Genomic DNA, 24663 nt, shown 5'->3' with positions numbered 1-24663 from the left:
TCAGCTCTTGTTGAGCGTGCGATCCGGCGAAGTGCCGCCGGCCGACGCCGTGTCGCTGCTGCCGCTGGAGGTGTCGCCGCCCACCTCGGAGCCTGCCGCCCACGAGCTGCCTTGCTGGCGCTGCACGCGCAGGCGGTTGTCGACCTCGGTGACGCCGAACACCGCGTCGGCGATCTCCTCGACCACGTATTTCTCGCGGCGCTCGCTGACGGTGCCGTCCAGCGTCACGACACCATTCGCGACCTCGACGCTGACCTCGCCGACGTCGATGTACGGGTTCATCGCCAGGCGTTCGCACACATCCTCGCGCACGCGCTCGTCAGAGCGGCGATAACCCTTGGGACCGGTGGCGCGGCGGCCGGCATGCTGCCCGCCCTGCGCACCGGAGGCGCTGGCCTGGCCGGCGTAGGGGGTGCGGCGCCGGTAGCCCGGATCGTCAGGGTAGACGCGCTGTCCGCCGCTGAACGACTGGCCGCCACGGCCCGCATCGCCGAAGTAGCCGCCGCCATAGCTGGGCTGTCCGCCGCGCTGGGCGCGGTCGCGCTCGCTGCCTTCCTGCCAATGCATGGCGCGGCCGCCTTCACTGCGGCCCTGTTCGGTGCCCCAGCCGCCCTGGCTGCGCCGGCTGCGTTGGTCGCGTTCCTCGCGCTCGCTGCGTTCCCCGCGCCCGCTCGCTTCGCTGCGGCGCCCGCGCGGACCGAAGCGGTCTTCGTCGCGATAGCCATAGCCCGATTCGCGTTCCCCGCTGCGATAGCCGCTGTCCTGCTGCGATGGCCGGTAGCCGCCATAGGCGCTGCTGTACGGATGGCCGCTGCCCCCGACATCGGCGGCGCCGTAGCCGCTCTCGCCCCAGCTGCCGCGGCGCTGGCCGGCGGGCGTGTCCTGCTGATACCACGGGCCGCCGTGGCGCGAGGATTCGCGCTCGCTGCCCATGCCGCGGCCCTGGCCGCGACTTTCGTTGCGCTGTTCCTGGCGACGCTCGTCGCGATCTTCGTCGCGGCGGTTTTCTTCCCAGCGCTGGCGGCTTTCATAGCCATGGCCGCCATACTCGCCCCGGCGCTGGCTGCTCTCGCCGCGCCAGTCCTCGCCCCATTCCTGCCCCCAGTCCTCCGAGCCGCGGCCCTCGCTCTCATCGCGCATCCTTTGCTCGGGGCCGCGGTCGCGGCGTTGCGCTTCGGGCCGGCCGCGGCTGCCGCGGTCATTGCGGAAGTTGAACATATCTGCCTCCTGGCGGTGAGGCTCCGCGCGCCGGCACTGCCCGCAGGCATGTGCGGCAGGCGCCGGAAGCCGTTGACGTTTCGGATATGGAGAAAGCCGCAAAATCCGTGCCCCGGCGCGTAGACGAAGCGGCGCAGTGCCGCATACGCGCGCGCTGTAAGGATTGCCGTGCGATGTAAGGGTTACGGGCAGCACCGCCGGGCCGATGCCCCCGCGCGTGGCAGCATGCGGGCTCGCGCCTTGCGCTTTGCGGCATGGAACTTGCGCGCCACCCTGGCATCTTGCATGGCCGCGGCGCGCCGTCACGCCGGCGTCGCATGGCGCGGCCACCACGACAGGAGACTGCCATGTCCACACCCAAGAGCGTCCCGCCCCAGCACCAGTCGCGCCAGCCCGGCCTGGAAGCCCCGATGCGCCCGCAGCCGGACAGCGGCGCGGACGATTACGTCGGCAGCGGCCGGCTCAGCGGACGCGTCGCGCTGGTCACCGGCGGCGACAGCGGCATCGGCCGAGCCATTGCGGTGGCGTTTGCGCGTGAAGGCGCCGATGTCGCCATCGCCTACCTGAACGAACATGCCGACGCGCGCGAGACCGTCAACCTGGTCGAGCAGGCCGGGCGCAAATGCCTGGCCATCGCCGGCGACCTCGCCGACTGCGACCACGCCGAGGCGGTCGCGCGGCAGACGCTGCAGCAGTACGGCAGGCTCGACATCCTGGTCAACAATGCCGCCGAGCAGCATCCCAAGGAATCGCTCGAGGAAGTCGAGGCCAGCCAGGTCGAGGCCACCTTCCGCACCAACGTGTTTGCGATGTTCCACCTGACGCGCGCGGTGCTGCCGCACCTGAAGGCAGGCGCATCGATCCTGAACACCACTTCGGTCACCGCCTATCGCGGCAGCAAGCACCTGCTGGACTATTCCGCGACCAAGGGCGCGATCGTGTCGTTCACGCGCTCGCTCGCGCTGCAGGTGGTGGAGCGCGGCATCCGTGTCAACGGCGTGGCCCCGGGCCCGATCTGGACGCCGCTGATTCCATCCACCTTCAGCCCCGAGGAAGTGGCGCAGTTCGGCAAGAAGACGCCCATGGGCCGCCCCGGGCAACCGTTCGAGGTCGCCGGGGGCTATGTGTTCCTGGCCTCGGATGCGGCCAGCTATATCACCGGGCAGATCCTGCACATCAATGGCGGGGAGGTCGTGAACGGCTGATCGACCGGGCTTGCGCCATGCACGCGCATGTAGTTCGGAGCCGCGTTTGCAAATATTGCATGCAGCGGTCCCGCCGGCTGGCGTGCCGTGCAGATCCTGCGCGGGCGTGGCTCTTGCAATACGGGTGAGATCAGCCGACCGCCATCGCCAATCTCTGGGAGGCATCATGTCATCGATCATCGCGGGACGTTTCGATTCGATTGCCAGCGCCGAGGATGCCGCGCGCACGCTGTTCGCGCGCGGGTTCTCGGTGTGGGATGTATCCATCGTGTCAGTGCGGGGCCCTGCCAGTCAGCAGGACGACGCCGCCGCGCAGCAGCCGGCCGACAACGTCATGCTGGCCGCGTGCGTCAACAACGGGCTGGGTTCGGTGGTCATCGACGTACTGCGCGAAACCGGCGCCAGCCAGCTCGAGCGCGCGCAGGGCACCTGGGAATGCGGGCAGTGGACCGATTTCGATCCGGCCCGGCACGGCGAGCCGGTGCGCGAGGGCGAGGGCGAATACTGGCCGCGGCCGCTGGCCAGCGACGCCACCGCCGAGGAGAGCACCGGCAACGAAGACCCCGGCAGCGAGCTAGAGCACTTCGTCAACCAGAAACGTGTCGAGCACGACTGAACGCCCCGCCGAGCCGGCCGAGCCGGGCTCCGGCGCCGAGCCGGTGGTGGCGCCGGTGGTGGCGCCGCGCTGCCCGCGCGGCAAGGCCGTCGCCGAACTGGCACGGCTGCGCCCGACGCAACTGACGCTGGGCTACATCCATGTCCACCACAAGATGGAAGTCACGCAGCGCCACGCCGATCCGGAAGACCGCGAGGTGCTGCGGCGCTTTATGCGCCGGCATCGCATCAAGACCGTCGCGGGGCCGGGTGGCGAACTCTATATCGTCGACCACCACCACTGGGCGCGCGCATGGCTGGATCTCGGCTACCAGCTCGCGCCGGTGCAGGTGCTGGAAGACTTCAGCCATCTGGACGGCGCCGCGTTCTGGAAGCGCATGCGCCAGCTGGGCCACGTCCATCCCTACGATGAACACGGCAAGCGTCAGGGGCCCAGGGCCTTGCCCTCGACCGTGCGCAGCATGCGCGACGACCCGTACCGCAGCCTGGCGGCCTTTGCCCGCGAAGCGGGGGCGTACCGCAAGCCGGACAGCGCCTACGGCGACTTCTGCTGGGCCGGGTTCCTGCGCAAGCGGGTGGAGCAGGACCTTGACAGCATTGCCGGGTTCGGCCTGGCGCTGGCGGAATCGATCAAGCTCGCCCGCAGCCCGCGGGCCAGGCGGCTGCCCGGCTATTGCGGCGGCCCGCTCGAGGGCAAGACGGGCCGGCCCGCTAAGCCATCGAAGACGGGCAAGGGAAAAAACGGCAGGGCCGGATAGCAACAGGGCAGGCGCGCGCCTGCCCTGTGCTGGTATGCCGCCGCGCTGGCAGCGCGGCCAGGCCTCATGTGCAAGGCCGTTGCGTACCGGTCAGCGTTCCGACTTGTGCTTCGGCATGCCCTTGGTCTTGGTCGAAGCCATCTTGTCGAGTTCCTTCTCGCTCATCGACTTGTACATCGAGCGCGAAGGTCCCTTGAGCGAACCGGCCTTCTTTTCGCCGCGCTTTGCGGAGAGCGCCGCTCCGGCGGCCTGTTGTTGCGCCTTGGATTTTGCTGGCATCTGAGTCTCCTTGCGAAAGGTGAAAAGGTTGAAAGGACCGGGCGCGCGCTGACGCGCGGGCCCGCGCTTCGTTATAGGTGCCAGGCGCGGCCGCGACAAGCGCGGCCGGCGCGCAATGCTGCTTGCGCGCGCTGTGCCGCGGTTCGCTGCCCGCCGGACGCTAGATCCGGCCCAGCACCACCAGCAGCACCACGATCAGGACGATCAGTCCCAGGCCGCCGCTCGGCCAGTAGCCCCAGCCGGAACTGTAAGGCCAGGCCGGCAGGGCGCCGATCAGCAGCAGGACGAGGATGATCAGAAGGATGGTGCCGATGCCCATGGCGTGCTCCTTGTTCGTGGATCGGGGAAGCCGCGCGGCTTCCGCTCCGAGGCGGCTCCGCAGAGCCATCCGCTTACCGTTCAGCGTAGAACAAGGGGTGCGGGCATCCCTCCGGGCAGGGACTGATATCGGTGTAGGAATCGGACGACGCCCAAGTGCGGGCAAGGCGACCCGCGCGCGGCCAGCGCTGGCGGCGCCGCGCCGGTGCGGTGCAAAAAAAGCCCCTGTGCAAAAGCGCTGCACAGGCAGCCGTGCGCGCCGCTCAGGCGGTGTTCAGACCGTGTTCCACCGCATAGACCGCAACCTGCACGCGGCTGGCCAGGTTCAGCTTCTTCAGGATGTTCTGCACGTGGATCTTCACCGTGCTTTCGGCCACGCCCAGGTCGCGCGCGATCTCCTTGTTGCTTTCGCCGCGGGCCAGGCCCTGCACGATCTCGCGCTCGCGCGCGGTCAGCCGCGGCGTTTCTCCCTGGCGCGGCGCAGCCACGGGCGCGGGCGCGCGGAACTGGGCCACCAGCTTGGCGGTCATGCTGTCGGAGATCACCGGCTCGCCGGCGGCGGCGCGGCGGATGCCGGCGATCAGCGCCTCGGTCTCGATGTTCTTGATCAGGTAGCCGCGCGCGCCGCCGCGCAGCGCGGCGGCCAGCTCCTCGGCCTCCTCGGACACCGTCAGCACGATCACCGCGGTCTGCGGCAGGTCTTCGACCAGCAGTTGCAGGGCCTCGAGTCCGGATAGCCCCGGCATGTTCAGGTCCAGCAGGATCACGTCGGGGCGGTGCTGCTTGGCGCGCTTGATGCCTTCCACCCCGTCGGCGGCTTCGTCGACGATCTCGAAGTCGGCCTGGCGCTGCAACAGCGCGCGGATGCCCGAGCGGAACAGGGTGTGGTCGTCGATCAGCAGGATGCGGATGGTCATGGCTGGGTCTCGCTCGGGAGGATCAGGCTGCTAAGGCTGGTGATGGGGTTGGTGCTGCGATCGCGCCGGGCGGCGCCCTGGCTGCCGGCGGGCAGCACCAGTTCGATGCGCACGCCGCTGCCGGGGCTGGCCTGCACCTGCAGCCGGGCCCCCAGCCGCGCGGCGCGCTCGCGCATGATGCTCAGGCCGATATGGGCGTCGGCGCGGGTGGCCAGCTCGTCGGGATCGAAGCCTTCGCCGTCGTCCTGCACCACCAGGCGGAAGTCGGGGCCATGGCTGAGCCCCACCGCCACGTGCGCCGCCATGGCGTGCTTGCGCACGTTGGAAAGCGCCTCCTGCAGGATGAACAGCACCTGCAGCTGCTGCTCGGGCGACAGCGGCCAGGCGCCGCCGCGTTCGTCGATGGCCAGCGTGGCCTCGGTGCGGCATTGCCGGCGAAAGCGCTCAACGGTCTCTTCCGCCGCTGGGCGCAGCTCGCCGGTGCCCAGCCGCGAGCGGAAGTTGTTGAGCAGCTCGCGCACGTCCTGGTAGCTCTCTTCCACGCCATGTCGCAGCATCGGCACCAGCTCGCGGGTCTCGGCCAGGTCGTCGCGCGCGACTGCGTCGTCGAGCAGCTGCACCTGCAGGTTCAGGTAGTTCAGCCCCTGGGCGATGCTGTCGTGCAGCCCTTGCGCCACCAGGTTGCGCTCTTCGACCACCGCGAGCTGGCGCGCGGTGGCGGACAGGCGCAGGTGTTCCAGCGCGGTGCCCAGGTGCTGCGCCAGCGTCTGCAGCAGTTGCCGGTCCGACGGCGGCAGCTTGCGCGGCGTGCGGAAGTGCAGCGCGAACATGCCGGTGGCGCCGCGCTGGCTTTCGATGCGGAACGCCGCCAGCGACTGGAAGCCGTCGCGGCCGCACGGTGTCTCGTCGGCCGCGCCGGCACGCGCCGCCCCGCGCAGGTCGACGATGGCGATCACGGCCTCGCGCGTGGCATCGCCGCAATGGCAGCCGTTGGCCGACGCGCAGGAATCGGCCTCGGCCAGCGCCGCCGGCAGGCCCGCGGCGGCCAGCAGGTGCATGCGGCCGTGGCGGCTGTCGAGCGCGCGCACGCTGCCGCCATCGGCATCGAACTGGCGCATCACCCGCGCCAGGAAGCCCTGCGCCATGGCCTCGGCGTCGGCGGCCTGGTTGAGGAAGGCGGCCATCTCGTACAGCGTTTCCAGGTCGCGGTTGTGGCGCTCCAGCTCGGCGGTCTTCTGCGCCACGCGGGCCTCGAGGTCGTGGTACAGGCCCTGCAGCTCGTCCGCCATGCGGTTGAAGCCTTCGCTGAGCGTGCCGAACTCGTCGCGGCTTTCCACCGGCAGGCGCAGCGAGAATTCGCGCGCGGCCATGCGCCGCAGGCCGTCCTGCAGGCGCAGCACCGGCAGGATGATCCATAGGTAGAGCAGGTAGATCACCGCGACCGTGCCGATGCAGGCCATCAGCGCCAGCGCTGTCTGCGACAGGCGCAGCAGGTCGGTCTTGCGTGCGCTGTCGTGTTCGATCATGCCGACCAGGCGGTCGGCCTGGGCGACGAAACCCGGCAGCGCGGCAATGTATGCGGCCGGCGCCGGGCCGGCGCCGGCCAGCGGCCGCAGCCGCTGTTGCCAGTCATGGGTGACGCGCGCCAGTTGCGTATGGATGGCGGGCTCGTCCGGCAGAAACAGCGGCCGCGCCGCGTCGCCCTTTTTCAGCAGCGCCAGCGTGGTGTCCAGCGCCTGCATCTGCGCGGCCAGGTCATTGGCGCGGCCCGCGTGCGCCAGCGCCAGCTCGATCGCCACGCGGTTGGCGCGCATGCGCAGGCTGCCGGCATCGTTGATGGCGGCGCCGGCGCCTTCCAGCTTCCAGGACAGCCACAGCGTGCCGGAGATCATGCCCAGCACCACCAGCAGCACGGCCAGCGACAGCGAGATGATGCGCGTGGAAAGGCGATGGCGCAGCGCCGGCAAGGCGGACGCAGCCGTGGCGGCAGGAGGATCGGTATCAGGCATGGCGGTATCGGGGGCTACCAGTGGGACCTGTCGCGGGCTTGTCGCAGGGGCCGGGCAACGGCCCGACGGCCATGGCAACAGGGTCACGCAGGGGTCGGAAGCGATTTTCCCCGCGCGACCGGCAGTGCTATCTGCGTCAGATCAAGGAAACCCGGCTTTGGCGCGCGTATGTGCGGGCAGCGGCGCATCGCGGGCATGGCGTGTGGCGCCAGGGCCGGTTCCGTCACGCAGGGATCTTTCATGGCGGCCCGGACTTGGCCCTGGTCAAGTCCTTGCGCGGCGCGGCGGCCTAGCATCGGGCCTTTTGTCAGGACTGGTGAGAAGGAGCGATGGCCGTATCCACTTCAACCGGCGCACGAATGCGTCACCGCCGTCACGCCGCGGGGCGCGCATGAAAGGCGCGGATCTCGACTACGCGCGCGCGCCGCGGCCGGCGCTGGTGTTCGGGTGCCTGCTGCCGGCGCCATGGCTGGGCGCGGCCGCGGGGCTGTTGCTGGCTGCGGGGCCGGCGGCGGGTCTGCCTGACCGCTTCGCGCCGCTGGCGCTGGCGGCGGTGCATGCGCTCGCGCTGGGCATGCTGCTGCCGGTGATGGTCGGCGCGCTGTTCCAGATGATGCCGGTGGTGGCGCGCGTGGACGTTCCCGGTGCAGGGCGGCTGGCGCCGTTCATGGCCGCGACCGGCGCGGCGGTGGCGGCCGCGCTCGGTTTCGGCTTGCTGGGCGGTGAGCCGGTGGCGATGCGGGTTGCCGCTGCCCTTGGCGCGGTGCTGCTGCTGGCGGGCGCGGTGCTGCTCGCCGCGGGCCGGCGCGTGGCCGCGGTGGACGCCACCACGCGCACGCTGGCCGGCATCGGCGCGCCGCTGATGGTAGCGATGATCGCCGGCATCGCGCTGGCGGGCACCTTCGGCGGGCTGTGGCGCGTGCCGGTGGCGCAGGCGCTTGGCCTGCATATGGCGTGGGCCCTGGGCGGCTGGATGGCGGCGCTGGTCAGCGGGGTCGCGGCCACGGTGCTGCCGATGTTCTGGCAGACGCCGCGCGCGCCGGCGGCGCTGGCCCGCTGGCTGCCGTTGGGGCATTGGGGGCCGCTGGCGGTGTTCAGCGCCGCGCTGGTGCTGTGGCCCGGGGAACCAGTGCTGGCACGGGCCGCGCTGGTGGTGTGGCTGTCGTTCGTCGCGGTGATGGGCGCATGCGGGCTGGCCGGCACGCTGCGTGCGCGGCGGCGCCACGATCCGCTGTGGGTGTTGTGGCCGGTCGCGAGCGCCAGCATGCTCGGCGCGGCGGTGCTGGGGACGGCGGCCGTGGTGCTGCCCGGGGTGGCGCTGCCGCTGGCGTGGTGGGCCGGCACGATGGCGCTGGTCGGCGTGGGCGTGCTGCCGGTGACGGCGATGCTGGGCAAGATCGTGCCGTTCCTGGTCTGGCTGCACCTGCGCCGGCTGCTGCCGCGCAGGGCGCGCGTGCCGGCAATGCAGGCCATCGTCGCGCCGGGCCGTCAGCGCGGGCAGGCGTGGCTGCTGCTGGCGGCCTACGCGGTGCTGTTGGCGCTGCCGCTGGCGCCGGCGCTGCTGGCCCGCATCGGCGGGCTGCTGCTGGCGGGGGCCAATGCGTGGCTGGGATGGCAATTGCTCGCGGCGCTGCGGTGCATGCGGCAGATGAGGAAGTGTGGAGGGTTGCCGCCGCGCGGGCGCCCCTGGCCCGGTGGCGGAACCGGTGCAGACCGGCCTGGATAGCCTCCGGATCATTGCGCGCGGCCATCCGCGCTCAGAACTTGTGCGTATAGCCGATCGTGTACCACTGCGAGCGCGCTGAGATATTTGTTCCCGTGCTCGGTCCCGTACCGATGACAGTCCTCGGAAGGTCATACTCGATGGCCATCGTCACCGCGTTCTTTCTGTCGAAGTTGTAGGTCAGGCCAGCCGTCACCGACGCCCTGGTGATCCCGTTCGCATAGAAATTGGCCGCGGTATGGTCCGAGTCGATGAACGAGTTGGCGACGCTGTAGCCCAGCCGGATCGTCCATTGCGGATTGATGACGTAAGCGGCACCGATGCGGAAAACGTCCTGGTCGTGCCAGTTGAACGAGGGCGAGTTATAGCCGTCGGCCCCACTCCACAAGATGCGCAGATAGTCGGCGCCCAGCGTCAGGCCGCCAATAGGCCTGATGGCAATGCCTGCGCCATATCTGGAGGGGCTGTTCAGACGGCCGTCGCTCGATGCCAATACATCCTCGTGGTATCCGCCAAGCCTGCTGAACCAGGTTTTGGTGAAATACGACGCGCCAACGCTTACCATCGGGAGCGGGCTCCACAGCACGCCAACCCCGGCGCCGATGCCGGCGGCGTAGGCATTTCCGTGCGTAGGCAGGACCACTACACCGTCTGGCCCGGGAGCGACCACACCATTGGCGCGGAATTGCTGGGCGCCAAGCACCAACGATGCGCCGACGGCAAGGTTCGACAACGGCTTGTATGTCACCGTGGGGCTGGCCCGTATCACCATCAGGCTGGATCTGGCATCGGCCGCGCCAGGCAGTGGGAGTGCAGGGGAACTGTATTTGGAACCGAGCCCCGCTCCGGTTATCGACACGCCGAAGGTCCACTTCGGATCGATCTGGACATTGAACCCTACGCCGGGTACGGGCTGAATGATCCTGGAGTCGTGCTGGTTGGACGGGGAGCCAAATGAGGCGTCCACCGCCGCCGCCACCACTACGCCATACAAGTCGAGGCGGGTACCGACCTCTGCCATGCCGGCGGGATTGTCGGCGGCAGCGGTGGCGCCCTGGGGGACGGCAATCCCAACGCCACCCATGCCGGCAGCCATGGCACCATTTGCCGAGAGCTCCGAACCATTGTTGGCCCATGCAGCGGAAGGCGCGAGGCCGGCGCCGAGGAACAGCAATGCAGCCATTGCCTGGCTGCCAAAACGATGGCCCATCTGTGTGTCTCCAGGTGGTTCTTGTGCGTCCCCACGCAGGTGGCGAGCGCGTGGGTTGGCGCCGACGCTAACGTCGTTGATGCCGACGCGAAGCAGGTTGCGACGGCATGCACATGGTGTGTGGCGTGCGTAGCGTCAGGCCTTATCGTTTCTTGCCAGCGCTGGCCCCTTCCTCGCGCTGTACAACGTTTTCGATGGCGCCGATGCCATCGATCTCGACGCGCACGCGGTCACCGCTGTGCAGCGCGCGCGTCGGCTTGTCTGCCCAGCCGACGCCGCCTGGCGTGCCGGTCAGAACCAGGTCACCCGGCTCCAGTGTCATGACTTTGGAGAGGTGCTCGAGCTGCGCGAAGCAGTCGAATACCAGGTGGCGCGTATTGGAGTTCTGACGCAGTTCGCCATTGACGAAGCACCGGATCGGAAGGCGATGCGGATCCGGGATCTCGTCCGCGGTGACGATCCACGGTCCGAACGGTGCATGCGTATCGAAGGACTTGCCCAGCAAGAACTGGGAAGTATGAAACTGCCAGTCGCGCACCGTGACATCGTTTGCCGCGCAGTAGCCAAAGATGTATCTGTGCGCATCCTCGCGCGATACATGACGGCAACGGCGGCCGATGACAAAGGCGAGCTCCGCCTCATAGTCCAGCGCGTCCGAGACCAGCGGCAGGTCGATGGCGGCAAACGGCCCGTTGGCGGCGGTTGGCATCTTGGCGAACCAGAGTTGCGCTGGCGGCGGCGCCATACCAGATTCGGCCACATGGTCCGCATAGTTCAGGCCGATCCCCAGGATCTTGCCTGGACGCGGCACCGGTGCCAGCAGGGTCACCGATGCCAGCTGCAGGTCCGCCTGGTTGCGGCTGGCAAGCCCGGCGAGCGCTTCCTGCCAATCGGTCCAGGTGGCGATCAGCGAGAGGTTGTCGGCTGGCGTGCCGGGGAGGTGGCGGGCGATGTCGATGATCCCGCCCGCGGCAATCAGCCCGATGCGAGGGTGTCCCGGGCTGGTTTCAAAGGTGGCAAGCTTCATGGTCTTGGTCCGTTGGACATGGGCGGGGCGTAGTGCTGCCGTTATGCGTGGCTTGCGCTCAGCATTGCCACGGTGCGCTGGCTTGCACGGCGATGCCGTAGCGCTCAATCGCTTCGGTGCGCAAGGCCGGGTCAATGCGGCCTTCCTCGGCCAGCGCTTGCAGGGCTGCCAGCACGATGTGGTGCCGGTCTACTTCGAAGAAGCTGCGCAAGGCGCTGCGCGTATCGCTGCGCCCAAAGCCATCGGTGCCAAGCGCCATGAAGCGCGCATCGAGATAAGGCGCAATCAGTTGCGGCCAGGCGCGGACATAGTCGGTAGCTGCGATCACCGGCACGGCGCCATCGAGCGACTCCTGCACATGGCTCTTGCGCGGCTCGGCTTGGGGATGCAGCCGGTTCCATCGCTCCACCTCACGCGCTTCGCGTGCCAGTTCACTGAAGCTCGTTGCGCTCCAGATTTCGGCGTCGATCTGCCAGTCCCGGGACAGCAAATCCGCGGCGGCGATCACCTCCCTCAGGATGGCGCCCGAGCCGACCAGGCGTACCCGCCCGCGCGACTGGCTGGCCCGCTGCTCGCCATACTGGTAGAGGCCGCGGATGATCCCGGCCGCGGCACCTTCCGGCAGCGACGGTTGTGCATAGTTCTCGTTCATCAGCGTGACGTAGAAGAACACGTCTTGCTGGTGCTCGAGCATCTGGCGCATGCCGTGATCGAGAATGACGGCGAACTCGCCGGCGAAGGCCGGGTCGTAGGCGCGGCAGTTGGGGACCATCGATGCCGTGACCAGGCTGCTGCCGTCCTGGTGCTGCAGGCCCTCGCCGCCCAGGGTGGTGCGGCCCGCCGTGGCGCCAAGCAGAAATCCGCGTGCCCGCTGGTCGGCCGCTGCCCAGATCAGGTCGCCGATGCGCTGGAAGCCGAACATCGAGTAGTAGATATAGAACGGCAGCATGGCCAGGCCGTGCACGCTGTAGCTGGTCGCCGCCGCTACCCACGAACTGATTGCGCCCGCTTCACTGATGCCTTCTTCGAGGATCTGCCCGTCGCTGGCTTCGCGGTAGCTCAGGATCGAGCCAATGTCTTCCGGCTCGTAGCGCTGGCCCACGCTGGAATAGATGCCGATCTGCCGGAACAGGTTTGCCATGCCGAAGGTGCGCGCTTCATCGGCGACGATGGGTACGAGCCTGCGGCCGAATGACTTGTCCTTCAGCAGGTTGCCCAGCATGCGCACGAAAGCCATCGTCGTCGACATTTCCTTTTCGTCGGCCTGGGTCGCAAAGCTGGCATAGCCGTCAAGGGGCGGCACTTCCACTGGGGCAGCCTGCGTGCCGCGAGACGGCACATAGCCGCCAAGCGCCTGCCGGCGTGCGTGCAGGTAGCGCATTTCGTCGCTGTCGTCGGCCGGCTTGTAGAACTGGAGGGATTCGGTTTGCGCATCCGTCAGCGGCAGCTGGAAGCGGTTGCGAAAACCGAGCAGGGCGTCGCGATCGAGCTTCTTCTGCTGGTGCGTGGTCATCTTGCCCTGGCCGGCTTCGCCCATGCCGAAGCCCTTCTTCGTCTGCGCCAGGATGACAGTCGGACGCCCGCGGTGCCGAAGCGCCGCATGGTAGGCCGCGTAGATCTTGACCAGGTCATGGCCGCCGCGCTTCAGGCGATCGATCTGCTCGTCCGTCAGGCCCTGTGCAAGCTGGGAGAGCGCGGCGTTCTGGCCGAAGAAGTGGTCGCGGTTGTAGCGGCCGTCTTTGGCGGCAAAGGTCTGGAATTGCCCGTCGACGGTTTGTGAGAAGGCCTGGATCAGTGCGCCTTCCTGGTCCCGTGCGAACAGGCCGTCCCAGTCAGAGCCCCAGACCAGCTTGATTACATGCCATCCGGCGCCGCTGAACAGTTGTTCCAGTTCATCGATGATGCGGCCGTTGCCTCGCACCGGGCCGTCAAGGCGCTGCAGGTTGCAGTTGACCACCCATACCAGGTTGTCCAGGCCTTCGCGAGCCGCGAGCGTGAGCGCGGACATGCTCTCCGGTTCATCCATCTCGCCATCGCCGAACACGCCCCAGACAGTGCGATGCTCGGTGTTCAGCAAGCCACGATGCTGCAGATAGCGCATGAAGCGGGCCTGATAGATGGAACTGATCGGGCCAATTCCCATGGAACCCGTGGGAAACTGCCAGAAGTCCGGCATCAGCCAGGGGTGGGGATAGCTGCACAGGCCTTGTGCGCCGTTCCTGGGGGCTGTGATTTCCTGCCGGTAATGTGCCAGGTCCTGTTCCGCAAGGCGTCCCTCCAGGAACGCTCGAGCATAGACCCCTGGCGCCGAGTGGGCCTGGTAGAAGACCAGGTCACCGCCGGACGCATCGGTGCGGGCGCGGAAGAAGTGGTTGAAGCCCACTTCGAAGAGGTCGGCGGCGCTAGCGTAGCTGGCGATATGCCCACCCAACTCGCCGTATGCCTGGTTGGCGCGTACCACCATTGCCAGGGCGTTCCAGCGCACCATGGAAGCGATGCGCTCCTCCAGCGCCAGGTCGCCGGGGAAGGGCGGCTGCCGATCGACGGAAATGGTGTTGATATAGGGGGTGCCGCGCACAGGCTCCCAGCCAATGGAGGGATGCCTGCCCACGGTGGCGAGCATGTCGAGGATAAAGCGGGCGCGATCGCGACCGACGGCTTTGACGAGCGACAGCAGCGCGTCGCGCCATTCCGCGGTTTCTTCCGGATCGCTATCGATCGGTCCTTGGGGGTCCGGCTCAAGCGCGATGAACTGAAAGTTTCGGTCGTTCATAGGAGTCGTTCATGGGGTTCTGGCTGCGTTCGTGGAGCGTGCCGGCGAACAGCGCGTGGTTTGGCGGCGGCGCGCGCGGCGACGTCGGGCGGACAGCTACCTGTCTTGCTGAAGCATGCCCGCTGCGGGCAGTGGCAGCTCGCCGAATCGTGCGGTACTTGAGGATTCTTGCGCTGGAAGTCAGGCAGGCCTGGCGTTACCGGACTGCGTGCCCGGCCGGACGAGGGCGCGGCCCGTAATCGATGGCAATCGATCCGCAATTCCGCATGGTTCCATCAATGTGCCCGCCCGCCGTCGACATACTGGTTTCTCCCCCCGTAGAGAGAGAGAGCGTCGACATGAGCCAAACAATGATTGATCCGAAGGCCTGGGTTGCAATCTCCCAGGCGATTGCAGACCACGTCTGGTTGATTGACAACAAGCTGGCCGATCGGGCGATCGATCTGTTCGCGGAGAATCCGCGGCTTGAGTTTGCGCAGGGCTCGCCGGTGCCAGCTGTTTACGAAGGACGGCAGGCAGTGGACGCCTTCCTGCAGGCCAGGGCGGCAATGCGCGACATCGCCAGCCGCCATGTGGTGTCGAATATCCGGATGATGTGCGAGGACGATGGCAGCATCCGGGTGACGTCCTGCGTGATGCTGTTCCGGGCCGGAGCGGGTGAGACCGGGACGAACGCAGCGCTAATCGCCGACGTGACCGAACGCTACGTGCTGGAGGCCGATGGCATCTGGCGTATCGGCGAACGTATCGTGGCGCCGGTGTTCAAGGCAAGCGCGAAGTAGTCCCGCGAAGTGGCCGTGAGAGAGCCGGGAGAGCGCCGGGAGATGCTTTCGATGGCCTCGGGTGAGGCATTGCAGCGGCGCTGCGCCTTGCAGGCGTTCCCGGCGCTTACCGGTTCACCAGCCTGAAATCACGCGGCGTGCAATTCATGACTTGCCGGAACGCCCTCGCGAACTCGCTTGGGCATGAGAACCCGACTTCCAGCGCGATCGTAGTAACAGGCATCTGGCTGGACCTTAGCAAGTCCGCTGCTTTGCGGATCCTCAGGTTCAGCAAGTATCGGTAGGGTGGCATGCCAAAGGAGGTCTTGAATGCGCGCGTGAAATGGAACCGGCTAAGGCCTACCTGCGCGGCCAAGGTTTCCAGGTCAATCTTCTGGTCCAGGTTCTGCGCCAGAAAATCGCGCGTGATCCGACGCGCGCGCGCGGAGAGTCCGCCGGCACAGCGCCCCGGCCGATGCGCCACGTCATGCTGCACTTGCCTGATTTCGAGCACGAGCAGGTCGATCAGCGCCTCGAGGTGGAGGCGATCCAGGTAGCGGGCGTCATCCCGGCACAGCTCGCGCAGCTTGTCCGCGAGCGGAAGCAGAAGGCCCCCGCCCAGGTTGACGGCGGGGTGGAGAGCGGGGCGGGAACCGTTGCTGTCGTCGATCGCAGCGCACGGGCGCTCGCCCACTGATATCAGGATGCACTCCACGTTGCTGCCTGGTCCGGCAAGCCCGTGGAAATCCTGGTCCGCGGGGACGACGTCGATCCCCTGGTCAAGCGGACCCGAGGGGGCCGGCTGAAGACCGGCAATTCGTCTTTCGCCATCGACAAAGCTGCCGCGGTCGAAGACCATCAGGGTATGGCATCGGCGGCGAAAGCGTGCCGAGTGCGGAGTTTCTCTGCCGGATACCCGGTGGACCGCGTACGACGGGCCATCAAACAACGTGGCAATGGGAACCTGCAGGGCATCCGCCGTCTCGGAACCGGTATGCCAGGACCATTGAAGGTCTTCGCCCAGCGCTTGGTGAGTCGCCTGCGGCGCTATCGGTGCCATCTATGTCTCCAGTGGGCGGGCGACTTGGAGTCGGCTCTCGTTTCCTGTAAATTTATACATTAATAAAAATAGTTGAAACGAGTGAAAACCCGAGTCCAGGGCTGGAAGCGGCAGCCCCGTGTGGGCGGTTGTGGCGGATCATGCATGTCGGGTGGCCGCCGGAATCCGTCGCGACTCGAAACAAGGGGAAGCAGCGTGAAGAAGACCACGGGCGAGGTGCGGCGCAAAGCGCCGCGCACAGCGTTGACAGCGGCAGGCAACCAGCCCGCCAGCGAACGTGTGGATACCACCACGCGGATGCAGATCCTGACGTCTGCCATGCGCTGGTTCGCAAGGCGCGGCTTCGATGGCGCATCCGTGACCCTGATTGCGTCGGATGCCGGTGTCCCGCAGCCGCTGATCAACTACCACTTCGGGAACAAGCGCAAGCTGTGGCTGGCCGTGGTCGACTTCCTGTTCGAGGAATGGACCACGGCGCTGGCAATCCATAGCGCGTCGCTGAAAGACCTAGAGCCCGTGGACGCGCTCAAGGTCACCCTGCGGCGTCACGTAGACTTCGTGGCCAGGCGGCCTGAGTTCTTCATGCTTGCGATTGTCGAGGGTCGGGAAGAAACCGACCGTCTGCAGTATCTGATGGAGCGGTATATCAATCCCCTGAACCAGGCCATCGAAACCCTGCTCGTTGCCGCACAGAAAAAGCGGCAAATCAGGCAGGTGCCCGTGCTGAACCTGCTTGAAATCATGATTGGCTCGACGATCATTCTTTTCGGGCAATCCGCCTCCTTTCGTTTCTCTGATGCGTTCACTGAGGAACACCGGCGACTGGCGGAGCGGCATGCGGACGTCGTGATCGGCGTGCTGTTCGATGGCATGGCCGTCAGGCCGTTGCACGAGTAGCCGCGGCTTCGCGGTTACGCGCACTCCGCCAGCCCCAACACCCTGACGCGGCAACCATCCTGAGGGTCCGGGCCCGTTGACGGGGCCCGCCGCGGCCTCCTGTCGCCAATCCACAGCCTGCGGCGCGCGCTCCCTGCCCCCGGGGAAGCGCATTAATCCCACAATCGATCCGCAAAACAGCAAGGTTCGCAAAGTGCCGGGCGCGGACGCCGCCAATACTGTCTCCAACAAGGAAACAAGCTGAGCCGCGCGCATCAGCAACCCAAGCCAGGAGACAACCATGCAAATAATGGAGAAGCAAACGCCGCCGACCAAGCTCGCGCACTTTGTCTTGCGTACGTCGCGCTACCGGGAAGTGGTGGACTACTACCAGACGCTGCTGTGCGCGCGTCCGTCCTTTGCCAACGAGGTGCTGACGTTCCTTACCTACGACGAGGAACACCACCGCATTGCCGTGCTTAACGTCCCGGCACTGGGGGCACAGCAGGCAGGCGTGGCCGGCGTCCATCACGTCGCGTTTACATATGGCTCGCTGGCCGACCTGGTCGCGAACTACGAGCACGCCAAGCGCAAAGGCATCGAGCCGGTCTGGTGCACCAACCACGGTCCCACCACATCGCTCTACTACCGCGATCCGGACGGCAACCAGCTCGAACTCCAGGTGGAGAACTTCGACACCATCGAGGAATCCACGCAGTTCTTCTTCTCGCCTGCGTTTGCCGAGAACCCGATCGGCGTGGATTTCGATCCCGCGGAGCTGGCTCGCCGCTTCCACGCTGGTGAGCCCGAAGCCGAACTGAAGAGACGCCCGGATTCCGGCCCGCGGAGTCTCGACGCCACGGTGAGACTTGTCTGATGCCTAGCAGAGGTGATTCATCCATGATCAATGTTCCCGTACTTATCGCCGGTGGTGGCCCAGTCGGCCTGACGCTCTCGCTGGAGTTGGCCCATCAAGGCATCCGCAGCATCGTGGCGGAGCGTAATCCCACCACGACGCGCCATCCCAAGATGGACCTGACCAATGGACGGAGCATGGAGTTGTACCGCCGCATCGGCATGGCCGACCGGCTGCGCAAGGTGGGCGTGCCGGAGCAAAGCCCGTTCGACATCGTATGGGTAGACCGCCTGGCCAGCCACGAACTGTGCCGCTTCCCCTATCCCTCCAGCGCGCAAGCGAAGCAGATCCGACAACAGCGGAACGATGGCACGCTGACGCTGGAGGCGCCCATGCGGGTCAGCCAGATCGTCATTGAGCCGGCCCTCAAGGCCGCGGCCGACGAAAGTCCGCTGGCCGAAACCTGGTTTGGCTGGAACGTGGAAGCCTTCAGCCAGGACCCCTACGGCGTGACCACGCAGCTACGCCATGGCGCAACCGGCGAGACGCGCGAGGTCCGTTCCCAGTACCTGGTGGGGTGCGATGGCGGCAACAGCACGGTCCGCCGCCAGCTCGGGATTGAACTGCAAGGAGCCAGCAACGCAGCCAATGCCTTCATGGTGCATTTCCGCTCCGATGCCCGCGAGCTGTTGCAGCGCTTCGGGGTTGCCTGGCATATCCAGACCGGCGGCGGCACCCTGATTGCGCAGAACGACAAGGACATCTGGACCTTGCAGGCCTTCTTGCTCCCCGGTGTAACGGGTGAAGACCTGGATCCGCACACCGTGTTGCGAGACTGGATCGGCACGGATTTCGACTACGAAATCTTGCAGGCCAATCCGTGGCGGGCGCACTTCCTGGTCGCAGATAGCTACCGCAAGGATCGGGTCTTTATCGCGGGCGATGCCTGCCATCAGTGGATGCCTACCGGTGGCTACGGCATGAACTGCGGCGTTGCCGATGCCGCGAACCTCGGATGGAAGCTGGCGGCTGCCGTGCAAAGGTGGGGCGGCGAAGCGCTGCTCGATTCCTATGAGCAGGAACGCCGTCCGGTCGCGCAGATGTCACTGCAGACTTCCCGGCGCCACCTCGACGTGCGCGGGCAGCTTGCGCAGGCTTATGCGAGTGCCGGCGATCTGTCCGGCGACAGCCCGCAAGCCGCCGCCCGCCGCGCCGGACTGGGACGCAGGATCCTGGAGCTTGGCAACGCCGAGAACGAGGGCTGGGGTGCTGAGCACGGCTACCGCTATGACTCGGCGATCAACGCCCGCGAGCCCGGCGAGCCGCCCGCGTTCGATCCGCTGAGCTATACGCCGTCGACCTGGCCGGGCAGCCGCCTGCCACATGTTTTCCTGGCGGACGGCACGGCGGTGTATGACCGGCTGGGCGCCTGGTTCACGCTGCTGGTGCTGAACGGTATGGATGTCACGCAATTCCAGCGGGCGGCCAGCCAGGCAGGTGTGCCGGTCCAGGTGCTGTCCATTGCCGATGACACCGCGTCGCGCATCTATGGATCGCCGCTGTTGCTGGTCCGGCCAGACCAGCATGTCGCGTGGCGTGGAAAGACCCTGCCTGCCGACAGCGCGGCGCTGTTGTCACGGGTAGCGGGCCAGGTCGTGGAGAAAGTGCCGGCCACCGCCTGAAGCGGGGAAGGAACCCGGAACGGAGCCAGTGCGGCGCGGCCCGGGCCTCCAATCCGCTGGCGGCAGCGCGCGGACGCAGCGCAACCGCCGCCGCAAGCGTGGCGGATCACTACAAAGCTGGAGACAAAGATGAATGAACCGAAAAGCCCTGTTTCGCGCTGTCCGTTTTCGGCCGCGGCAAAGAACTTCGACCCCTTCGATCCTGAGTTCCTGCAGCAGCCGTTCCCGACGCTGAAAGAACTGCGCGAGGCCGAACCCATCTTCTTCGACGAAAAGCTTGGCTACTGGGTGGTGTCGCGCATCGACGATGCCAAGGCCATCCTGCGCAATGCCAAGGACTTCTCGGCCGACATCGTGCTCGACCCGATCGTCCCGCTCTATGCGTCGACCATCGAGAACTTCATGCGCTCGGGTTTCAGTGGCGGCGGTGGCTCGCTGGTCAACGACGTGAATCCGGAGCACGACGAACGCCGCAAATGGCTGGCCAAGAGCCTGACACCGCAACGGGTGAAAGAACTCGAACCGTTTGTGCGCGAGGCCGTGGCCCGATGCATCGACAGTTTCGTCCGGGATGGGGAAGCGGATCTGGCACAGCAGCTTGGCAACCAGGTGCCGGCGGTGGTCCTGTTGCACTTCCTTGCCATTCCGCAGGAAGACATCGAGCGCGTCAAATCCTGGGCGGAACCCACCATCCTGTTCAGCTGGGGCCGCCCCACGGAGGCGGACCAGAACCGCATGGCCGACAGGCTCGGCGAATTCTGGCACTACTGCAAGGCGCATATCGCCAGGCTGCGTGCCAACCCGGGCAATGACGTCGTCAGCGAGGCCATCCGCGGGCAACAGGAAAAGAAGCTGTGGACTGACGAAGAACTGACCCGGATGGTGCTGAACTTCGCCTTTGCCGGCCATGACACCACGATCAACGCGGCTGCCAATATGTTTCTGACGCTGATGCAACACCCGCAGGCCTGGGAGGCACTGTGTCGTGACCCGTTATTGATCCCGAACGCCGTGGAGGAATGCATCCGCTATTCCCCGTCCGTGATCTCTCACCGGCGTCGCGCGGTGAACAAGGTAATAGTGGGTGGCGCCGAGATCGAGCCGGACGACAAGGTGCTGATCTACTTCGCGGCAGCCAACCGGGATGAGTCCACTTTCCGGGATGGGGAGCGTTTCGATATCCACCGCGACGGGCCGAACCGGCATGTCACCTTCGGCTTTGGCTGGCATGCCTGCTACGGCGCGCCGCTGGCCCGCCTCGAACTGAAGCTCATGCTGGAGGAAATGACCAGGCGTCTGCCTGGCATCCGGCTCAAGCCCGACCAGCGTTTCAGCTACGCCCCCATCAACACCACCATGCGCGGACCGGGCCGTGTGCTTGTCCAGTGGGATCCGGCGACGAACCCGTTGCCGGCTGACAGGCCGGAACGGTGAGGGGCCAGCGCGGGGGCGCCGGCCGGTGCGGCGCTTCGCAGCAGCCAGGTGCCGCGCGGATTGCGCTGTTGCAGCTGCCGTGCCGCCATGACGCGGCTCGTGTCAGCCACGCCTTTGTCTAGTGAGCAAGCCATGATTGATCCAAACGATGTAATGGAAGTGCGCGTAGCGCGCCGGACTGAAGAGGCCGAGGGCATCGTCAGCTTCGAACTCGCGCATGCGTGCGGTGCAGACCTGCCGCCATTTCAGCCGGGCGCACATATCGATGTTCATATCCCCGGCGGGTACGTTCGGCAGTATTCACTGTGCAACCCTGCCAACGAAACCAGACGGTATGTGATTGCGGTACTGCGCGATGCGCAGTCGCGTGGCGGTTCGGCAGCGTTGCACGACTGCGTCGTGGAGGGTGACGCCTTGCGCATCTCCGTGCCGCGCAATCATTTCCGGCTGCACCCCGGCGCCAACCACAGCCTGCTTTTTGCCGGCGGCATCGGCGTGACGCCGATGTTGTGCATGGCCGAGCAACTGCACCGGGAAGGCCGGCCGTTTACGTTGCACTACTGTGCGCGCAGCTGGGGCCGGATGGCATTTCATGACGCCATCTCGGGCAGCGACTGGGCCGGCCATGTGCAACTCCATTTTGATGATGGCGCACCGGGACAAAAGCTGGACCTGCAGCTGGCTCTCGACACAGCCTGTGCGGATACGCATCTCTATGTCTGTGGTCCACGGGGCTATATGGATACCGTTCTCGGGCAAGCGCGCGCCGGGGGCTGGTCGGCGGACCGTCTGCATTACGAGTATTTCAAGGCCGAGCCGGTTCACAAGGAGAGCGATGGTGCCTTCGAAGTAGAGATTGCCAGCACCGGGACGGTGGTGATGGTTCCGGCCGACAAGAGTATCGCCATGGTGCTGAACGAGCATGGATTCAACGTGTCCATGTCGTGCGAACAGGGTGTTTGTGGCACCTGCGTGACCAGGGTGCTATCTGGCCTGCCCGACCACCGGGACGCCTTCCTGACGACCGAGGAGCGCGAGGCGAACGACCAGATGACGCCATGCTGCTCCCGCTCAAAGTCGCCGCGCCTTGTGGTCGATCTGTAATGCCGGACCCGGTGACCGCGGCCGCAGCGACGCATGCCTGCCTGCCTTTCCTGCCATCAAGATCAGTAGTGGTGGGGCGCGGGGGTCCCGTTCCGGGCGGCTCGCGATGACAGTCCCGGAGCGCGTGATGCCAGCGCGCTCGGGCGGCCTTGTATTCAATGCATCACGCATCAATGATCAGGCCGGCTGGATGGCGCTGCTGGCGGCGGGCCTGCTTTGCCTTATGCTGGAGAGAGGCGCAACCTGACACTGGATAGGTCTCCTGCCCGGGTCGAATCGCCGGTGCCCGGCTGTGCACGCACGTCTCGATGTCTCTACGCGCGCGAGGTGACGTATGTCGACCGTCCATTCGCCGGATTCGGACTCGACGCGGCATTGCGTGGGCAATGTCTTGCTGTCGCCGACTGACGATCCCCAGTCCCGTCGCTACAAGCTCGCACGCATCATCCTGGATGAGATGTACCAGTTCGTGGGCTTGCTGGATGTAAACGGCAATATCGTCGAAAGCAACCGGGAGTCCCTGGAGGCCGTGGGGCTTCAGGCCGACGACGTCATAGGAAAGCCGTTCTGGGAGACGCGTTGGTGGAATGTTTCGCCCAAGACTCAGGCCACCTTGCGGGAACTGATCCGGCGCGCCAGCGCGGGAGAGTTTGTGCGATGCGACATCGAAATATTCGGCCAGGCCAAGGGGGAAGAGACCATCATTGTCGACTTCTCGGTACGTCCCATCAGAAATCAGAACGGCGAGGTCGTGTTCCTGCTGCCGGAAGGCCGCAATATCACCGAGAAGAAACGGGCTGAGGCCGAGATCGCACGGAAGAACGCGGAATTGCGGGCGAGCCGGGACTTGATTCGTCGCCAGCGGGACGAACTCCAGTCCCTGTACGACAAGGTCATCGCGGAACAGGAACTCTCGGATCGACTACTTCTCAATCTGCTCCCCCATACGATCGCCGAGCGGCTGAAAGTGCGCCCAGAGTTGATGGCGAACAGTATTCCGGAAGTCATTGCTGACCGCTTCCCGGAAGTCACCGTGCTGTTCGCGGACCTGGTGGCGTTCAGCCGGCTTGCTTCGGGCATGGACCCCGAACGGCTGGTCGGCCTGCTGAATGAAATCTTCACCGAGTTCGACAGCATTGCCGACAGGCGGGGGCTCGAAAAGATCAAGACGATCGGCGATTCATACATGGCTGCGGCGGGGCTGCCAGAGCCGGCCCCGGACCACGCAGTGCGCGCCGCGCATATGGCACTGGACATGATTGACGCACTCGATCGGCTCAATCATCGCAACGGCTATGGCCTGCGAATGCGCATTGGCATCAACAGCGGCCCAGTGGTGGCCGGCGTCATTGGCAAGCGCAAGTTCATCTACGATTTGTGGGGAGACGTGGTCAATGTGGCCAGTCGCATGGAGTCCGAAGGCGTCGCCGGGCGCGTCCAGGTCGCGGAAGCGACCTGGCGACGGCTCGGGCCGTCTTTCATGCTCGAAGAACGTGGCAGGATCACGGCAAAGGGGATCGGAACGTTGCGCACCTGGCTTCTTGTCGGCAGAGCCCGGCTGTGACCATTTGATTGCGGGCGGATCGGGGGCCAGCACTGCGCGGGTTCCGTTCCGGCCAGTGTCGCGGCCTGCCCGCGGCGTTCAGACTGCGTCCGCCGCCACGCCCGGCGCCCGTGCCGCCGCCAGCCCCGCCGGCTTTTCCCCCGTCAGCAGATAGTGCATCAGCTCGGCCACCGGCCGGATGGCCTCGCCAAACGGCAGCGCGCCGCGGCCGCGGAAAAACAGGCCGCGTTCCACGTCGCCGCGCACGGCCTGCGCCAGCTTCAGGTCGATGCAGAACTGGCCGATGCGCGAGATGCCGTCGCGCAGCCCGCAGGCCTGCAGGCAATCGAATCCTTCCAGGCATTCGCGCACGCGCGCGCGGCGCTGCAGGCGCGCTTCGCTCGACAGGTAGCGCTGCAGCCATGGCGTCAGCACCGCGCGCGCGGGCAGGCCGGCCACGCTGGTGAATTCGCGCAGGGTTTCGGGCCGCGCGGTGGCCAGCACTTGCTTGAAGGCCGGGTGCGCATCGCATTCCTCGGTCACGGCGAAGGCCGTGCCCAGCTGCACCGCGGCGGCGCCTTCGCCCAGCCAGTGGCGCACCTTGGCGTGGCTGTCGACGCCGCCGGCCAGGATCAGCGGGATGCTGTCCCAGGCCAGGCCCAGCTGCGCGAACAGCTCGCGGCATTCGCTCAGCACGCGCGAGAACGAGAAGCGTGGCTCGGACAGGTCCTGGATGGTTGCCGCACCCAGGTGGCCGCCGGCGTGCGCCGGGTGTTCGACCACGATGGCGTCGGGCAGCCGGCCCTTCTTCATCCAGCGGCGCAGCACCAGGCCGATGCCGCGCGCCTCGGACAGGATCGGGATCAGCGCCACCTTGGGGTGGCCGGCGGTCAGTTCCGGCAGGTCCAGCGGCAGGCCGGCGCCCATGACGATGGCATCGGCGCCGCTTTCGCAGGCTTGCCGCACCAGCGCCGCGTGCGAGCCGACGGCCTTCATCACGTTGACGGCGATCAGGCCGCGGCCCTCGGACGCGGTGCGCGCGGCGCGGATCTCGCGGTCCAGCGCCTCGAGGTTGGCGGCTTCGATGGCGGGCTTGTCGCGGCTGCCGCGGATGCGCGCCATCAGGTCGGGGTGGTGGTGGCGCAGGTCGATGCTGGCGATGGTGCCGACGCCGTTCTCGCGCGCAACGGCGCCGGCCAGCCGGTGGGCCGAGATGCCGATGCCCATGCCGCCCTGCACGATCGGCAGCAGGCGGCGGCCGCCCAGCTTGAGCCAGGGGTGATTCATAAACGGGT

At 66.8% G+C, this 24663-nt stretch carries 21 protein-coding genes; 11 read left to right on the top strand and 10 right to left on the bottom strand.

From position 1 onward, the window contains the following. On the bottom strand, nt 1-1218 hold the full coding sequence (locus GA0116996_RS18370) for a BON domain-containing protein (protein WP_092314473.1): 1218 nt from the start codon (nt 1216-1218) through the stop codon (nt 1-3). A gap of 347 nt (nt 1219-1565) precedes the next feature. Between GA0116996_RS18370 and GA0116996_RS18365 the strand changes: the two genes are divergently transcribed. From GA0116996_RS18365 to GA0116996_RS18355, 3 genes are all read left to right on the top strand, one after another. Then, on the top strand, nt 1566-2423 hold the full coding sequence (locus GA0116996_RS18365; protein WP_092314471.1) for an SDR family oxidoreductase: 858 nt from the start codon (nt 1566-1568) through the stop codon (nt 2421-2423). Nucleotides 2424-2589: 166 nt separating this feature from the next. Continuing rightward, entirely contained in the window at nt 2590-3039 is a 450-nt protein-coding gene (locus tag GA0116996_RS18360; RefSeq protein ID WP_092314470.1) for a hypothetical protein, read from the top strand. After that, nucleotides 3023-3796 carry a ParB-like protein gene (locus GA0116996_RS18355; RefSeq protein ID WP_092314468.1) on the top strand — a complete coding sequence of 258 codons (774 nt, stop codon included), beginning with the start codon at nt 3023-3025 and terminating at the stop codon, nt 3794-3796. The genes GA0116996_RS18360 and GA0116996_RS18355 overlap by 17 nt, the downstream gene beginning before the upstream one ends. Before the next feature lie 90 nt (nt 3797-3886). On the opposite strand, the gene GA0116996_RS18350 is transcribed toward GA0116996_RS18355, so the two are convergent. The 4 genes from GA0116996_RS18350 to GA0116996_RS18335 all read right to left on the bottom strand — a co-directional run bounded on the left by GA0116996_RS18350 (nt 3887) and on the right by GA0116996_RS18335 (nt 7319). Beyond that, nucleotides 3887-4075, bottom strand: a complete 189-nt coding sequence (locus GA0116996_RS18350) for a DUF3008 family protein (protein WP_012356890.1) — start codon at nt 4073-4075, stop codon at nt 3887-3889. 160 nt (nt 4076-4235) lie between these two features. Then, nucleotides 4236-4394, bottom strand: a complete 159-nt coding sequence (locus GA0116996_RS18345) for a DUF3309 family protein (protein ID WP_012356889.1) — start codon at nt 4392-4394, stop codon at nt 4236-4238. A 262-nt stretch (nt 4395-4656) separates the two neighbouring features. Continuing rightward, the gene (locus GA0116996_RS18340) at nt 4657-5310 is read right to left on the bottom strand and encodes a response regulator (protein WP_092314466.1); all 654 of its coding nucleotides are present in this window, start codon (nt 5308-5310) and stop codon (nt 4657-4659) included. Then, the gene (locus GA0116996_RS18335; RefSeq protein WP_092314464.1) at nt 5307-7319 is read right to left on the bottom strand and encodes a type IV pili methyl-accepting chemotaxis transducer N-terminal domain-containing protein; all 2013 of its coding nucleotides are present in this window, start codon (nt 7317-7319) and stop codon (nt 5307-5309) included. The genes GA0116996_RS18340 and GA0116996_RS18335 overlap by 4 nt, the downstream gene beginning before the upstream one ends. A gap of 391 nt (nt 7320-7710) precedes the next feature. Here GA0116996_RS18335 and GA0116996_RS18330 point away from each other — a divergent pair, with 391 nt between their 5' ends. Next, a complete protein-coding gene (locus tag GA0116996_RS18330) occupies nt 7711-9045 on the top strand; it encodes a hypothetical protein (protein WP_092314462.1) in 1335 nt (444 codons plus the stop codon). 31 nt (nt 9046-9076) lie between these two features. Here the strand turns inward: GA0116996_RS18330 and GA0116996_RS18325 are convergent, their stop codons facing one another. The 3 genes from GA0116996_RS18325 to mdeB form a co-directional block, all read right to left on the bottom strand. Then, nucleotides 9077-10252 carry an OmpP1/FadL family transporter gene (locus GA0116996_RS18325; RefSeq protein WP_244159917.1) on the bottom strand — a complete coding sequence of 392 codons (1176 nt, stop codon included), beginning with the start codon at nt 10250-10252 and terminating at the stop codon, nt 9077-9079. A 142-nt stretch (nt 10253-10394) separates the two neighbouring features. Further along, entirely contained in the window at nt 10395-11279 is an 885-nt protein-coding gene (locus GA0116996_RS18320) for a fumarylacetoacetate hydrolase family protein (protein WP_092314460.1), read from the bottom strand. A gap of 58 nt (nt 11280-11337) precedes the next feature. After that, nucleotides 11338-14052 (bottom strand): alpha-ketoglutarate dehydrogenase, encoded by a 2715-nt coding sequence (gene mdeB, locus GA0116996_RS18315; protein WP_092314458.1) that lies wholly within the window; start codon nt 14050-14052, stop codon nt 11338-11340. A 350-nt stretch (nt 14053-14402) separates the two neighbouring features. Between mdeB and GA0116996_RS18310 the strand changes: the two genes are divergently transcribed. After that, on the top strand, nt 14403-14834 hold the full coding sequence (locus tag GA0116996_RS18310) for a nuclear transport factor 2 family protein (protein WP_167355524.1): 432 nt from the start codon (nt 14403-14405) through the stop codon (nt 14832-14834). Nucleotides 14835-14940: 106 nt separating this feature from the next. On the opposite strand, the gene GA0116996_RS18305 is transcribed toward GA0116996_RS18310, so the two are convergent. Next, on the bottom strand, nt 14941-15873 hold the full coding sequence (locus GA0116996_RS18305; RefSeq protein ID WP_092314454.1) for a helix-turn-helix transcriptional regulator: 933 nt from the start codon (nt 15871-15873) through the stop codon (nt 14941-14943). A gap of 195 nt (nt 15874-16068) precedes the next feature. Between GA0116996_RS18305 and GA0116996_RS18300 the strand changes: the two genes are divergently transcribed. From GA0116996_RS18300 to GA0116996_RS18275, 6 genes are all read left to right on the top strand, one after another. Beyond that, a complete protein-coding gene (locus GA0116996_RS18300; RefSeq protein WP_167355523.1) occupies nt 16069-16770 on the top strand; it encodes a TetR/AcrR family transcriptional regulator in 702 nt (233 codons plus the stop codon). A 280-nt stretch (nt 16771-17050) separates the two neighbouring features. Continuing rightward, nucleotides 17051-17626 (top strand): VOC family protein, encoded by a 576-nt coding sequence (locus GA0116996_RS18295; protein WP_208601257.1) that lies wholly within the window; start codon nt 17051-17053, stop codon nt 17624-17626. Nucleotides 17627-17649: 23 nt separating this feature from the next. Continuing rightward, entirely contained in the window at nt 17650-19287 is a 1638-nt protein-coding gene (locus tag GA0116996_RS18290) for an FAD-dependent monooxygenase (RefSeq protein WP_208601256.1), read from the top strand. Nucleotides 19288-19416: 129 nt separating this feature from the next. Continuing rightward, the gene (locus GA0116996_RS18285) at nt 19417-20721 is read left to right on the top strand and encodes a cytochrome P450 (protein WP_092314448.1); all 1305 of its coding nucleotides are present in this window, start codon (nt 19417-19419) and stop codon (nt 20719-20721) included. A gap of 132 nt (nt 20722-20853) precedes the next feature. After that, nucleotides 20854-21825, top strand: a complete 972-nt coding sequence (locus GA0116996_RS18280; protein WP_092314654.1) for a PDR/VanB family oxidoreductase — start codon at nt 20854-20856, stop codon at nt 21823-21825. A 334-nt stretch (nt 21826-22159) separates the two neighbouring features. After that, complete coding sequence (locus GA0116996_RS18275; protein WP_092314446.1) at nt 22160-23389, top strand: adenylate/guanylate cyclase domain-containing protein; 1230 nt, start codon at nt 22160-22162, stop codon at nt 23387-23389. A 78-nt stretch (nt 23390-23467) separates the two neighbouring features. Here GA0116996_RS18275 and GA0116996_RS18270 read toward each other — a convergent pair whose 3' ends face one another. Continuing rightward, nucleotides 23468-24655: an NAD(P)H-dependent flavin oxidoreductase gene (locus GA0116996_RS18270; protein ID WP_092314444.1), complete on the bottom strand. Its 1188-nt coding sequence runs from the start codon at nt 24653-24655 to the stop codon at nt 23468-23470. Nucleotides 24656-24663: the final 8 nt, after the last annotated feature.

Source organism: Cupriavidus alkaliphilus (assembly GCF_900094595.1).
GTDB classification, from domain to species: Bacteria; Pseudomonadota; Gammaproteobacteria; order Burkholderiales; family Burkholderiaceae; genus Cupriavidus; species Cupriavidus alkaliphilus.
The sequence above is the reverse complement of the archived record's forward strand: the minus strand, read 5'-3'. Positions and strand labels throughout refer to the sequence as shown.